The organism is Dehalococcoidia bacterium (genome assembly GCA_030648205.1).
Classification (GTDB): Bacteria; Chloroflexota; Dehalococcoidia; order JAUSIH01; family JAUSIH01; genus JAUSIH01.
The window spans coordinates 16,710-30,484 of record JAUSIH010000069.1 but is presented as its reverse complement, the minus strand read 5'-3'; the positions used below and the strand labels follow the sequence as shown (position 1 = coordinate 30,484).

General features: G+C 62.3%; 10 protein-coding genes. All 10 read left to right on the top strand.

The genetic code is table 11. From position 1 onward, the window contains the following. Positions 1-391: 391 nt before the first annotated feature. Positions 392-2,080 (top strand): ISNCY family transposase, encoded by a 1,689-nt coding sequence (locus Q7T26_08680; GenBank protein MDO8532225.1) that lies wholly within the window; start codon positions 392-394, stop codon positions 2,078-2,080. 358 nt (positions 2,081-2,438) lie between these two features. Further along, entirely contained in the window at positions 2,439-3,383 is a 945-nt protein-coding gene (gene phnD, locus Q7T26_08675) for a phosphate/phosphite/phosphonate ABC transporter substrate-binding protein (protein MDO8532224.1), read from the top strand. A 10-nt stretch (positions 3,384-3,393) separates the two neighbouring features. Further along, on the top strand, positions 3,394-4,818 hold the full coding sequence (locus tag Q7T26_08670; GenBank protein MDO8532223.1) for a histidine kinase: 1,425 nt from the start codon (positions 3,394-3,396) through the stop codon (positions 4,816-4,818). Further along, positions 4,784-5,446, top strand: a complete 663-nt coding sequence (locus tag Q7T26_08665) for a response regulator transcription factor (protein ID MDO8532222.1) — start codon at positions 4,784-4,786, stop codon at positions 5,444-5,446. Before Q7T26_08670 ends, Q7T26_08665 begins: the two co-directional genes overlap by 35 nt. Before the next feature lie 377 nt (positions 5,447-5,823). Further along, a complete protein-coding gene (locus Q7T26_08660) occupies positions 5,824-8,394 on the top strand; it encodes a molybdopterin-dependent oxidoreductase (protein ID MDO8532221.1) in 2,571 nt (856 codons plus the stop codon). A 17-nt stretch (positions 8,395-8,411) separates the two neighbouring features. Continuing rightward, on the top strand, positions 8,412-9,149 hold the full coding sequence (locus tag Q7T26_08655) for a 4Fe-4S dicluster domain-containing protein (protein MDO8532220.1): 738 nt from the start codon (positions 8,412-8,414) through the stop codon (positions 9,147-9,149). A 2-nt stretch (positions 9,150-9,151) separates the two neighbouring features. Further along, a complete protein-coding gene (gene nrfD, locus Q7T26_08650) occupies positions 9,152-10,432 on the top strand; it encodes an NrfD/PsrC family molybdoenzyme membrane anchor subunit (GenBank protein MDO8532219.1) in 1,281 nt (426 codons plus the stop codon). A gap of 14 nt (positions 10,433-10,446) precedes the next feature. Continuing rightward, on the top strand, positions 10,447-10,662 hold the full coding sequence (locus Q7T26_08645) for a hypothetical protein (protein MDO8532218.1): 216 nt from the start codon (positions 10,447-10,449) through the stop codon (positions 10,660-10,662). A gap of 35 nt (positions 10,663-10,697) precedes the next feature. Next, on the top strand, positions 10,698-11,363 hold the full coding sequence (locus Q7T26_08640) for a molecular chaperone TorD family protein (protein ID MDO8532217.1): 666 nt from the start codon (positions 10,698-10,700) through the stop codon (positions 11,361-11,363). 1,744 nt (positions 11,364-13,107) lie between these two features. Then, positions 13,108-13,767, top strand: coding sequence for a molybdopterin-guanine dinucleotide biosynthesis protein B (gene mobB, locus Q7T26_08635; GenBank protein MDO8532216.1), 660 nt, complete (start codon positions 13,108-13,110; stop codon positions 13,765-13,767). The last annotated feature ends 8 nt before the right edge of the window (positions 13,768-13,775 follow it).

Genomic DNA, 13,775 nt, shown 5'->3' with positions numbered 1-13,775 from the left:
CCCCATTAGTTGGACAACTTGGGGTTCCGCTAAGCGAGAGTCCCTGGTCCCAACGGAGGACCGTGTGGTGTCTGCAAAAAGTTCACGTGATCATTGAGGGTGTTTACCGCCAGAAATTCGCTACTCTTGATCCAGCCACAGGAAAAGCACGTCTCCATGAGCGCGACGGCACGGTGATTCTCCCCTCTCCCCACGTTTCAGTTTGGTGCGGCTCCCACGGGCAACGCCCCATCTATCAAGGCCTGCTGAAATCGGGCTACCGCCTGCGCATTGGAGATGACAGAAGGTAATCCTTCTTGATGCCGGTTGACAGCGCCTGTCTGTCGTTGGTCTACGATTCTGTCAGTAGGTAACTGGTCGTGGTCAATATCAGTCCTTTCATCGACTGACATTGACCACGAAAGAGCAGACCAGGTTACAGATCTTGAACGAGGTGTTGGAGAGGCGCTGGTCCATGCGAGAGGCGAAAGAGGTTCTCGGGGTGAGTGAACGCCATGCGTGGCGACTTCTGGCGGCGTATCGAAAGGAAGGCGCCGCCGCCCTCGCTCATGGGAACCGCGGCCGGGTGCCCCTGAACGCTACGCCTACGGCGACGCGGCAGCAGGTGGTGACTATGGCCCGAGAGCGCTACGGGGGGATCAACTACACGCATCTCTCTGAGTTGCTGGCGGAGCGTGAGGGACTGATGGTGTCGCGCTCGACTGTGCGGCGGCTCCTGGTGGGAGCGGGGCTGCCCAGCCCCCGGCATCGGCGTCCTCCTCGGCACCGGATGCGACGACAACGCATGCCGCAGGAAGGGATGTTGCTCCAGATGGACGGCAGCCATCATGCCTGGCTGGAGGAGCGCGGTCCGAGGCTGACCTTGCATCTGGCGATCGACGATGCGACCGGGAGAGCGCCCCATGCCATCTTCCAAGAACAGGAGACCACGGAAGGCTATCTGCTCCTGCTCCGAGGCGTCGTGCGGAAGTGGGGCATCCCCTTAGCGGTCTACACGGACCGGCATGCTGCCTTTGTCTCCAGAATTCCCACCACTGAGGAGAGACCTGGTGCCCACCAGGGCCGCACCCAGTTCGCGCGAGCCCTCCGAGAGCTCGGAGTCACCCAGATTTTCGCCCTGAGTCCCGAGGGGAAGGGACGGGTGGAACGGGCCAACGGGACTTTCCAGGGCCGGCTGGTAGCCGAGCTGCGATTGGCGGGTGCCAACACCCTGACTGATGCGAATCGTGTCCTCGAGGAGTTCCTGCCCCGTTTCAACAAGCGCTTCGGTGTGCCCGCGGCAGAGGCGGGACCGGCCTATCGTCAGCCCGACGATGGACTGGACGTGGACGGCGTGCTGTGCATCAAGGAGCGACGTCAGGTGGCTCGGGACAACACCGTGCAGTACAACGGGCGCGTCCTGCAGCTCTTTCCTGATGCCGACCGGCCCAGCTACGCGGGTGCCCGCGTGGAAGTTCAGGAGCGTTTGGACGGGCGGATCCTGGTGTCCTATCGAGGGAAGATCCTCACGCCTCAGGACGCACCGCCCCTAGCGGCGACGCTCCGTGCCCAGGCCGAGGCCATCGCGACCAACCCGCCTGTGGTTTGGGAAGACCTGTGCCCGCTGGCCGCTGTGCGTGAGCGACGCCCGCGGAGTCTCGTGGTGCCCGGCCCCTTGGCGGGAGACACGATCTGGTACGAGGACCCTGTCAGGAAAAGCAAACATAGCAAGCTGGTGCGGGCGGGGATGGAACGGGCCCGCAGGGAGGGCAGGCGTATCGGCAGGCCAAACGTGATCGAGCGGGACGGCTTCTTGGAGCAGTTCGCAGCCGTCGTCGAGCGCCTCGGGGAGGGAAGCCTGTCCAGGCGAAGGGCCGCCGTGGAGTTGGACATCGGCTACGCTACCCTGAAGCGTCTCATGGATGCCCGTCTTGCAGCGGTGCAACGGGGCGGGACAGGCTCGAGGTCTTCGACGAAGGCAGACCCGAGGCAGAAAGCTATGCGGAGGCCTTGGTGGGTGTTTCAGGCTAAGCGCGGAATCGGTTACGCCCCATTGGCGAAGAGGGCCCTACTGACAGAATCGCTGAACAGTAAACCTTGACATTTTCCCTGGACAACGACAAACCCGTCAGGCGGCGCGCTCCAAAGGGACTCCTTTATGGTCAGCGCCACACGCCCACAGGCCGTAATTCCCGTTGACATGAGCTATCTGGCAGTCTTGCGCACGTCAGCAGGGAACAGGCAGGTAATCGCGAACGCCATCTGGATTATGCGCATCAGACTGGCGGGGATCTGAATCAGAGGATTTCCTGTCCGCTGCGATTCGCCTAGTTCACTCGGTGATGGCTTCCACGGCCAAGTGCGAGTGATCGATCTTCAAGGGGCGATAATCGTGCGCATCATATAGATGTGCTAAAATGCATCGCGGGAGAGGGAGGGCGACTGGGGAGAGGCCAATCATGCGTGTCTCGGGTTTGGCACTATGGGCCGCCATTCTGGCCGTTGCCGCAGGGGCAATGCTTCTGGCCACCCGGTACGATGTGGGCGGCTGGTCGGCGGACGCTGACATATCCCTATCTAATCTTTCCTCTAATGATGGCGCGCCGCTCTACCGCCCTGACACGTCTCGCATGCGCTTTGCCATCGCCGCCGTGCTGTCGCCCCGGGCCACTCTTGAGAACTATCAGGCGCTGGCCTCCTATCTCAGCACGCGTCTTGGCCGTCCTATCGAGATCGTCCAAAGCAAGAGCTATGCGGAAACCAACGCCCTCCTCCGCTCAGGGGACGTATCCTTGGCGCTCGTCTGCAGCGGCGCCTTCGTCATAGGACGGCGGGACTTCGGCATGCAGCCGTTGGTCGTGCCAGTGGTCAAAGGTCAGACAACGTACAACTCATATCTCGTCGTCCCCTCCACCAGTCCGGTCCGCACGTGGGAAGACCTGCGCCACAAGACTTTCGCATTCACCGACCCTCTGTCCAACTCCGGCAGGCTGGTGCCGGTCTTTGTCCTCTCCGAGATGGGCGAAACTCCAGAGCGGTTTTTCAGGGATTTCATATTCACGTACAGCCACGACAAGTCGGTGCAGGCGGTCGCGGATGGCCTGGTGGACGGCGCGGCAATAGATAGTCTGGTGTACGACTCCATGGTGCGGCAGGACCCTTCGATGGCTTCCAGGGTCAAGGTGGTGTGGAAGTCTCCCGCCTATGGAATCAACCCCGTAGTGGTGCATCCGAACATATCGCCAGATCTACGCTCGAGTTTGGAAGCAATCTTCCTTGGAATGAGCGCGGACACGGAAGGCCGAGGAGTGCTTGCGCGACTAGGCATTGACTCCTTCACGGCGCCGGACGCCCGGGCCTATGACAGTATAGAAACCATGCTGCGAGCCACGGCTGCTCGCTAGGGATTCCGCAGTGAAGATACCCAGTGTCAGCTTCCGCGCCAAAGTCGTCTTCTTGCTGGCCGCCGTTGTCTTTCTGCTTGGAATCATCGCGGTATTCTATGCCCGGAACGACATGCGACGCATCCTGGGGAATGAGCTTGAGACGCGCGGGGAGGCCATAGCGAAGGACCTGGCGGCCAACAGCACGGACCTCCTGCTTACGGGCGACCTTGTCGGGCTCTACGACGTGGTGAACCGCACGAAAATCAACAACGCTGACGTACGGTATGTCCTTATCTTGAGCTCATCCTCCGAGGTCCGTGCGAACACATTCGGAAGGGGTGTCCCCCGTGGTTTGCTGGAAGCCAATGTGCTCCTCCCGGGCGAACAGGTGCAACTGCGCTATCTGGATACGGAGGAGGGACCCATCCGGGACATAGCCGTTCCCGTCTTCGGCGGGAAGGCTGGCGCGGTCAGGATAGGCATGTCGGCCCAAAGTCTGGACGCCGCTGTAGCGCGGAACACCAGGAATCTGGTAGGCCTCGTCGTTGTGGTCGTGGCGCTCACCCTCGCAGTGTCCTACATGCTGAGCTACTACTTGACCCGCCCCCTGAGCCGACTGCTTGCCGGCGTCCACTCCGTCGCCCAGGGCGACTTATCCCAACGGATAACCTCGCCGGGAGAAGACGAGGTGGGACAGTTGGGACGCGCCTTCAACCTCATGGCGCGCGAATTGGAGCGCAAGGAGGCCATGCGGCGCGAGCTGATGGAGAAAGTCATCTCTTCTCAGGAAGAGGAGAGGAAGCGCGTAGCCCGTGAGCTGCATGACGAGTTCGCGCAGCGGCTCACGTCGGTGATGCTGAGCCTGGAGGCCGTCGAAGCGATGGTGCCGGACGCGGACGCGCGCGGCAGACAGATGATCAAGCGGGCGAAGCAAGCCACGGAGAGTTCCCTGGCGGAGACCCGTCGGCTCGTCGGAGACCTGCGCCCTCCCGTCCTGGATGACCTAGGGCTGGTCCCGGCAATCCGGTCCTACGCCGAGACGCATCTTCGACGCGTGGGGACCGAGGCGGTCGTAACCGCGGCAAATGTCCCGCGGACGTTACCCCCCGCGATGGACACAGCGGTCTTCCGCATCGTCCAGGAGGCCGTCGTCAACGTGGCGAAATATGCCGAGGCAAAGCAGGCTAAGATTACGCTGCGCGTGGAAGATGGTGTGCTCTTCGGCGAAGTCGCGGATGATGGCAAAGGCTTTCAGCAAGTCAAGCAGGGCGCATCCTCCAGCTCCAGACTGACGAGCTTCGGACTTCTGGGCATGGAGGAACGGGCTACGCTCCTGGGCGGAAAACTATCGGTGACATCGGAGCCGGGGAGAGGCACTAGAGTCTCCTTTAGCATCCCCTTGTACTCGGATAATGGACATGAGCGAAGAAAAGATACGCCTGCTGCTGGTTGACGACCACGCCATGGTGCGTGAAGGCTTGCGCGCACTGCTGGAAGCCCAGACGGACCTGAATGTCGTGGAGGAGGCAAAGACCGGACAAGAGGCCGTTGACATGGTCCGGCAGCACCGCCCCGACATCGTCCTGATGGACGTCACCATGCCGCTGATGAATGGCATTGAGGCGACGCGGGCCATCGTCGCCATGGGCCTGGGCACACGCGTGCTGGGGCTGACAGTGCATGAGAACTCGGAGTACTTCTTCCAGATGCTGGCGGCAGGCGCGTCCGGCTATATCCTCAAAGGTGAGACATCGGCGGAACTGGTCGGCGCCATCCGTTCGGTATTTCAAGGTGGTGTCTACCTGACGCCGCAGATGGCCGGGCATGTGGTGAGTGAATATCACCGTTTCCGGGACAAAGCCCTCAAGGCGGGAGACGATGGCCTCACGGGCAGGGAGAGCGAGGTGCTTCGGCTCATCGCCAAAGGCTTCACCAATCAGGAGATCGCGGAGGCCCTCCATCTGAGTGTGTACACGGTGCAGACCCACCGTGCACACATCATGCGGAAACTTGGCCTTGAGAACAGACAGCAGCTGATGAAGTACGCCGTGCAGAAGGGGTACTTGGACGATGTCTCTTAGCCCAGGTGTCCTGGTATTCACCTTCCTTTCGTCTGGGTTTAATAGCCCGCCTCTTTAGTGTCCGGCGCTCCTTCCCGCATGGTTGCGATGCCCCATTATTACACTCCGTTCCCGCCTGGACAAAGCGCTGGCGGACGCTGCCCAGTTCCCCCCGTCCCCCCCACAGACCAGCCTGTCCTGATAATCACTCGGCGGGGGATGTGCAAGGTGGCCCCATCGCGAAAAGTAGTGATAAAAATCACAACAAGTAGTGATGCACCAAAGTTCCACGGCACGTAGCATAAAGCGATGCTACTGGATTTCCGCGGACTACTCCCTCATGTTCGGAGAGGCGCTTTGGCCGGTAGCGACGACCAAGTCACCGTTGGAGGTTAGCTGTGAACGTCACACGCAGAACGTTCCTCAAGGGCAGTGCAGTAGCGGGCGGCGCGGTTATCGCCAGTCGTTTCCTTTACGGAGAGTTGGAGACGCTGGTCGCCGCGAGCTCCGAGGCCGCCGCGGCCGCCACCGACGAGTGGGTGCCCACCACCTGCTGGATCGGCAAGCAGGACTGCGGCATGCTGGCCCATAAGATCAATGGGCGCGTGGTGAAGCTGGAGGGCAACCCCATCCATCCGCGCAACATGGGCACGCTTTGCCCGAAGGGCGTCGCCCAGATCACGGCGCTCTACGACCCAAACCGGGTCAAGACGCCGCTCATCCGCACAAACGAAAAGGGCGTCCCGGGGCAGTTCCGCCCGGCATCCTGGGACGAGGCGCTCACTCTCGTGGGGAACAAGATCAAGGAGGTGCGGGCCAAGGACTCCAAGCTCATTGTCTGGCAGAAGGGGCGCAGCAAGCAGGAGGGGGTCTACGACAGGGCGTTTGGAGGCGCTGTCGGGACAACCAACGTCGGCCACGGCTCCTACTGCTCTGACGCGGGCTACCGCGCCGCGGAATACACCATCGGCCCGCACGCCAACGCCAATCCGGACTTCAAATACACCAAGTACATGCTGGCCATCGGCTGGAACATCACCAACGCCGGCGGCAATAAGTTCTGCTGGCTCACCTGGAACCAGCAACTGCTGGCGGCGCGCGAGCGCGGCCTGAAGAGCGTGATCGTTGACCCGTCGCTGCGCAGCGCGGGACCTTTCGCGGACGAGTGGCTGCCCATCAAGCCGGGGACGGACCTCGCGTTCTGTCTCGCCCTGTGCAACCAGATTGTCCAGAACGGGACGATTGACCGCGTTTACCTGACGCAGTACACCAACGCGCCCTACCTGGTGCAATCGGATGGCTCATTCCTGCGCGTCGGCGGCAAGGAACAGGTGTGGGACGAGACCTCGAAGTCGGCCAGGCCCTTCGACGAGAAGGGCGTCAAGCGTGCTCTTGAGGGGAGCTTCACGGTCAATGGCGCGACCGTGACGACCGGGTTCCAGGCGTTCAAGGAGCATGTAGCCCAGTACACGCCGCAGTGGGCCTCCGAGATCACCGGCATCTCCGCGGACGCCATCGCGCGGGTGGCCAGGGAGATGGGCGAGGAGGCGATGATCGGGGCGACAATCGTCCTGGACGGCGTCACGCTCCCCTATCGGCCCGTGGGCATCATGGCGTACCACGTGTCGCAGCAGGAGCTCGGCTTCCAGTTCTACCGGGCGATGTACCAGGTGATGATGCTGCTGGGGGCCGTCGAGGCCGTTGGCGGGCTGCGCATCGACGCCGCCTGGAAAGTCCACGCCAACTACGATGCATGGGGCAAGGTCCAGGTGAAGGACCCGCCGTATGACTTCACCCTCGGGTCCAGCAAGTTCTTCCCCATCCGGACGACGAACCCGGGCATGATCGCCAAGGTCATGCTCAACCCGGCGAAGTACGGGGTGGAGAAGCTACCGGAAATAGCTATTGTCCATTACGCCAACCCGCTGGCCTCTTTCACAGACACGCCCACAATCCTCGAAGGCTTCAAGAAATTCAAATTCATGGCGTTCATTGACCCGTGGCTGTCGCTGTCGGCGGACCTCCTGGCGGACGTTGTTCTGCCCGCCGCGACAATGGAGAAGTACGAAGGTCCCATCGGCGCAAGCGATATGTACGAAGACGCCACGGCGTTCCGCGTGCCGGTGATGCAGCCCCTTGGCCAGTCGCGCGGCGAAATGGACATCTACCTCGACCTGTGCGAGAAGGTAGGCGTCCTGCACGGCAAAGGCGGCTACCTGGACAGGCTGAACACCGAACTCGGCCTGAAAGACCCCTATAAACTGAATACCGCCAGTGGCAAGCCCGCCGTGCGCGACATCTGCGACCGCTGGGCCAAAAGCCAAGGGATTAACGAGGGCATCAGCTTTTTCGAGAAGAACGGCGTGCAGCGCAAGGGCCCGGTGCCGGTCAGGAGGTACTACGGCTACGCCGCGAGCCCTCCTTTCAACGGCAAAACACATCGGTTCTATGGCGAGGACCTGCTGCGTTACCAGAAGGCGCAGCAGTCCAAGGGCGCGGAGAAAATCTACTGGCAGGACTACACGGCGCTGCCCACGTGGCGCCCGCCCACCATGTGGTCGTCGCCGCCGCAGTACGACCTGACGCTCATCAGCTACAAGAAGATTGAGTTCAAGCAGGGCCGATCCTCGCAGTTCCCGCTGCTGGCCGAGCTGGCGCCCCAGCAGCGCATGGCGATCAACCCGGCGGCGGCGCGCGCCCGCGGCATCAAGAACGACGACGAGGTGTGGATCGAGTCGCATAACGCCGTGACAGGCGAGACGCGGCGGATTCAGACCAAGGTGGAGCTCACGGAGGCCATTCGCCCGGACGTGGTGGGCATGCCTCATCACTATGGCGGAGTGGCTCGCCATCCGTGGACGAAGGGACAGGGGCCGACACCGAACACGCTGTTCTTCACCGGCGAGGGATATGTCCAGTGCACGGCTGACAACACCTTCCACGTCAGGGTGCGAGTCTACAAGGCCTAGGACGAGGGAGAAGAACGATGGCTAGATACGGAATGGTCATTGACCTGGAGCGGTGCCAGGGGTGCCGCGCCTGCATGGAGGCGTGCAAAGTCGAGAACAACACGCCGCAGGCTGCTTTCTGGATGTACGTCTTCCGCTTTGAAGAGGGCGAGTTCCCGAATACAAAGATCCGCTTCCTGCCGCGGCCCTGCCAGCATTGCGACAACGCGCCTTGCGTGAAGGTGTGCCCGGTGGGCGCGCGCTACAAGCGGCAAGACGGTATCGTTGCGACTGACTGGGAACGGTGCATCGGGTGCCGCTATTGTCAAGTGGCCTGCCCGTACGGAGTCAACAACTTCAACTGGAAGGCCCCGGAGAAGAACCAATATCTGGACTGGAAAGACAAAGACATTCAAACGGCGTCCAACGGCGCCGTGCCCCCCTACGACAACCCTGACCTGGACAAGCCCTACGGGCCTGAACGCAGGAAGATAGCGGGGTCCGGACACGCCAAGGGCGTGATAGAAAAGTGCACGTTCTGTGTGCAGCGAACTGACGGGGGTTCGGGAACGACGGCGTGCGCCAACATCTGCCCCGCCTCCGCCATCCACTTCGGCGACCTGGACGACCCGAACAGCAAGGTATCCCAGCTCATCAAGAGTCGCCGTGCTTTCCGTCTGCTGGAAGAGTGGAACACAGAGCCGCGTGTGTACTATCTTGGGGAGCCGCCCAGCGTCAAGGTCCGTGAGATCGAAAAGGTGAAAGCGAAGGTGTAGCTATGGTGACGCGTGCGGAGACGAATGGACTGCCGTATGGCATCGGGCGCTTCGGCGCAGGCGCTATTGTGTCCATCCTCATCCTGCTCGTAGCCCTGGCGTTCGGCCTCTACGCGTACTCGCTCCAGCTTGCGGAAGGCGAGGTCGTCACGGGAATGCGAGACGTGGGGACGATGGGCGGAGCGCCGTGGGGGCTGTACATTGCCTTTGAACTGTACGCCGCAGGCATAGGCTTTGGGTCCATGATCCTTATCGCAGTGGTGCGTCTCAGCGGGCTGCCTCAACTCCGACCGTTGAGCAGGCCCCTCAGCCTCCTGGCGCTAGCAGCGCTTCTCGCGGGCGGCGCGAGCGTTATCGTGGACCTGGGTCAGCCGCTTCGTGCGCTCATAAACCTCGCGATGTATGGCCGACCGATGTCACCCTTCTTCGGGACATTCACTGTCGGCCTGATGAGCGCGCTGATCGTCACGGCCGTGTACCTCTACCTGGACAGCCGGCCGGATGCCGCCGCCCTGGCCCGCCGGCCCAGTGGCTGGCAATGGTTCCTCCGGATTGTCGCCGCGGGCTATCGCAATACCCCGGCGGAGCAAGCGCGCCGACGTCACACGAGTCTGGCGCTGGCTATCCTCCTCATCGTGGTGGGCGCGACAGCCGCCTCGACATCCGGATTCGTCTTCGGCATCCAGCAAGGCCGCACCGGCTGGTACAGCGCACTACAGGCGCCCGCCTCAGTGGTGATGGCGGGCGTCACGGGCACGGGGATGCTCATCATCGTCCTGGCGGTTCTGCGGCGGGTGCTGGGCGTGAAGGACAAGCTTAGCATCGGCGCTTTCGCGTGGCTGAGCAACCTCATGCTCGGCCTTACGCTGGTGTACATCTACTTCATCGGCGCGGAGCTGATGACCAGCTCCTACGGGAGCAATTACCATGAAGGGCAGCTCACACGGGCCCTTCTGACCGGCGAGTACGCGCCTCTCTTCTGGATATCCGCGGGGCTGCTCGTGGTGTCGGCTATCGCGGCGGGCCTACAGGCGCTCTTCAAGCAGCATTATCTGTGGCTGGTCGTGCTTACCGCGCTGGCGGTGAACGCGGCCGCCATCCTGAAGCGATATCTTATGGTCGTGCCCTCGCTCACTGTCGGTAACCTTCTTCCCTATGGCGAGGGCTTCTACAGCCCCACGTGGGTAGAGTATCTTGTAGTCGGCGCGCTGCTCACTATGGGAGTCCTCCTGTTCATCGTGTTCACCAAGGTGTTCCCCATCCTGGATGTCCAGGAGAGTTAGTAGGGGGTGCTGAAATGCGTATCGGACTCACCGTCGCAACACTGCTAGCCGGGCTTGCTCTTGCCGCAGTGAGCTATCTTGCCCTGGCCGCTCCGCTCGGCAATCCGGTGAACGAGGCGTACAGCAATCCGCGCGTTCCATTTGCGGCGCTACTTTTCGTGCTGGGCGTTGCCCTGGTCTTCCTCTCGGCGGTCGTCTACGAGCTGCTGCCTGAAGAGGGCGCGAGGTGAAGCAGCGGCGCGGTACAAGCGTTAGCCTCGCGCACATGGCGAGGCTGCGGCAGGCAGCATACCGGTTCGTTTCTGTTTTGCTGCTCGACCCCAATGAAGAAAGGCTCAACGCAGCCCGGGACGCAGCCCGCTACTTGGGGAGGACATACCGCCAAGCAAGCGGGCTGGCGTTCTACAAAAGTTGGCACACGTTGCTGCGGGAGGTGGGCGCCCTCGGTCCCCTCCAGATAAGCGACATCCAAAAGGCCTATTGCAGTCTCTTTGTGGGCAGCTCTGCCCGCTCACCCGTACCTCTCCACGAGTCCCCTTACCTGGACCCCAGGGGCATGGCGCCAGGCAAGGTGCTGGTTCAAGTTGAGGCGCAGTACACCGCCGCAGGGTTGCGCTCTTCCCCATCCGTAGAAACTCCCGACCACGTCGCCACCGAGATGGAGTTCGTCTCATTCCTTTGCGGCAAGGAGGCCGAGGCATGGCGCTCGGTGGATGTAAACCAGGCGCTCGATCTCCTGAGCCGCCAAAAGACGTTTCTTGAGGCGCACCTGTTCCGCTGGCTGCCTTTCCTTGAAAACGCGGTCGCAAGAAGGGACAGGGATGGCTTCTACGCCGAGGTAATCAGGGCGTCATGGGCACTGATAGCCCACGACGTTGACATGACGGGTTTTCTCATCTCCCGCCTTCGAGAAGCCGTGAAAGTTCACTAAGGGAGACCATGAGCGTGCAGACTTCCGTGGAGCCTATCGCGACGTCCGGTGGCGCGTCTGTGTCCCGTGTCCTGGTGCTGCTCTACGGAGACGCGCAGGACAAGGCTTCGCGCTCGGATCTTCAGGATGTTTCCGCATGGCTTTCCGCGCACCATGAGGACCTGCGGGTCCTGACTCAGGACGGCCCCTGTCCTACTTCTCAGGGTGTGACGACCGCCCTGGATGAATTTGACGCGCAACGGCTCGTGCTTGGCTTCTGTTCCAGTCCCTGGCCCGAAACAGCGATCCAGGCCATTGTGCGCCGAGCAGGCCTGGACCCCCTGGGCATCCAGGCTGTCAATATCGGGAGCTGCCGTAACGGGGCGGACGGCTCGGCGTCAGCCAAAGCCCGCCTGCTGCTCACAGCCGCTGTCGCCCATGCGCGAGCCTTTCCGGGATCCCGGCCCGAAAATCTGAAAGCGACGCTGGCCCGAGGGCGGCAGCGGATAAGCCGCCGCGCCCTCCTCACGCTGCCTCCAATCACGTATGTGTGCGTGCCGACCATTTCCACGAAGGCGTGCGCCGCCGAGACGGGGTGCGACCAGTGCGTGAGTGCCTGTCCCCACGGTGCTCTAAGGCGGGAGGGCAGCTTCATGCTTGTCGAGCGCTCCAAATGCCAGAGCTGCGGTGCTTGCGTGGAAGCGTGCCCGCAGCGCGCCGTTGAGTTCCCGGGCTGGTCCGCGGAGGAGTTCGAGGCTCACCTTGGCGCCTTGCTCCGGACGGACGAGGGCATCACGGGGTGCGCCGTTCTCTTCGAATGTGGCAACGACCACGCGCCCGTTGAAGGCGGGTGGCTTCCCATGAGAGTGCCTTGCGTCGCCATGGTCCCGGCAGCGGCTGTCCTGCAGTCACTGGCGGCGGGCGCGACCGCCGTGGGGATACGCCCCTGCGGACCGGAGTGCACCACAAGTGCTAATCAAGTCCTGCAGGGACGAGTGGACTATTGCCGGAAACTGCTTCAGGCGCTGGGGGACGCACCTGGGCGTGTGGTACTGGGCGACGCTCCGCCTCCTGCCCCATCGCGCGCGTCTCCAACATCTCAGCCGGATGGCTCTGCTCCAGCAGTCCCTCTGCGGCTCTTCGGGGCTGGCGCCGCGGCCCACGCGGTCGAAGCGCTGGCAGCCTCTTATCCCCAGGCCACTGACGTCGTCATGGAACACCCACGTTCTCCGCTCGGAATCGTGTCCATCAACCCAGACGCGTGTACGAGTTGCGAGGCGTGCACACACGCTTGCCCCACTGGCGCGCTCTGCTCCCGCCGGGAGGAAGAGAATATATCCATCACTTTTAACCCACGCCTGTGCATCGCTTGCGGGGACTGTCTCCCCGTGTGTCCCGAAAAGAAGGCCGGTGCAATTCACTTGGCTCGTATTACAAGTGCGAATGAGCTCGGTAGAGGGGCGAGGGTCGTACTCAGCGATCAAGAGATGCGTTGCAGGCGGTGTGGAACACCTGTGGCAAGTCGTCGCATGCTGACGAGAATCGCGGAGATGCTTGGGGAAGGAAACAGCCTGCGGCGGATAGATGACCTCTGTTCGGACTGTCGCGGACTGCCTGTCTAAGCTGTCTGGCGTTTTGCGTTCGCCGATGCTTTTGGTATCATGCCCGTGAGAGAGTCGGAGTCTCTGTCGCCGAATATGGTCAGGGCCGACCCCTCCATGTCGCTCCGACATCTCGATAGGCTCGTGAATGGTGATGGTCAAACGTGGCGTCTATTGTTGCATTCGTAGGGAAGACTAATTCAGGCAAGACGACCGTGCTTGAGGGGGTGGTCAACGCCCTCCGCGAGCGCGGCTATCACGTGGGCGCCATCAAGCACTTTCATCATGGCGTGGAGATGGACAGAACGGGCACCGACACGTGGCGTTTCACGCGGGCCGGAGGCAATTCCGTCGCCATCGCCTCTCCGGGGCGGGTCTGGCTCACGGAGGCGCGGGAGAACGTCGAGCCCGAATGGATGGCGGGCCGCTGGATGCATGATACGGACATCGTCCTTTGCGAGGATTTCAAGCAGAGCGCGCTTCCCAAAGTGGAGGTCTATCGCAGCAAAATTGGCGGCGAGCTGCTGTCCGACCCTAGCGAGATCGTCGCGCTGGTCACGGACCGCCCGTTCCCCATCCAGGCGCCTCAGTTCGCGCCCTCCGACATCGCAGGGATCGCGCGGTTTCTGGAGGAGACCTGCCTGCGTCCTGCTCGACAGGTGGACAGCGTGGACCTGTTTGCCGATGGCAAGCGCATCCCTCTCGGGGAGTTCGCTCAGCAGATCATCACACGGACGCTGCTCGGCATGGCGTCGTCGCTCAAGGGTGTCGGCGTGCCGGAGCGCCTGGAATTCCGCGTCCGCCGCAAGAGTGAGCGGACGTAGGCCGGGCA

Bases quoted from the DNA above. Each gene is read 5' to 3' on its own strand.
- phnD (MDO8532224.1), top strand. From the start codon at position 2,439: ATGCGTGTCTCGGGTTTGGCACTATGGGCCGCCATTCTGGCCGTTGCC.
- Q7T26_08665 (MDO8532222.1), top strand. From the start codon at position 4,784: ATGAGCGAAGAAAAGATACGCCTGCTGCTGGTTGACGACCACGCCATG.
- Q7T26_08640 (MDO8532217.1), top strand. From the start codon at position 10,698: ATGGCGAGGCTGCGGCAGGCAGCATACCGGTTCGTTTCTGTTTTGCTG.
- nrfD (MDO8532219.1), top strand. From the start codon at position 9,152: ATGGTGACGCGTGCGGAGACGAATGGACTGCCGTATGGCATCGGGCGC.
- Q7T26_08655 (MDO8532220.1), top strand. From the start codon at position 8,412: ATGGCTAGATACGGAATGGTCATTGACCTGGAGCGGTGCCAGGGGTGC.
- Q7T26_08645 (MDO8532218.1), top strand. From the start codon at position 10,447: ATGCGTATCGGACTCACCGTCGCAACACTGCTAGCCGGGCTTGCTCTT.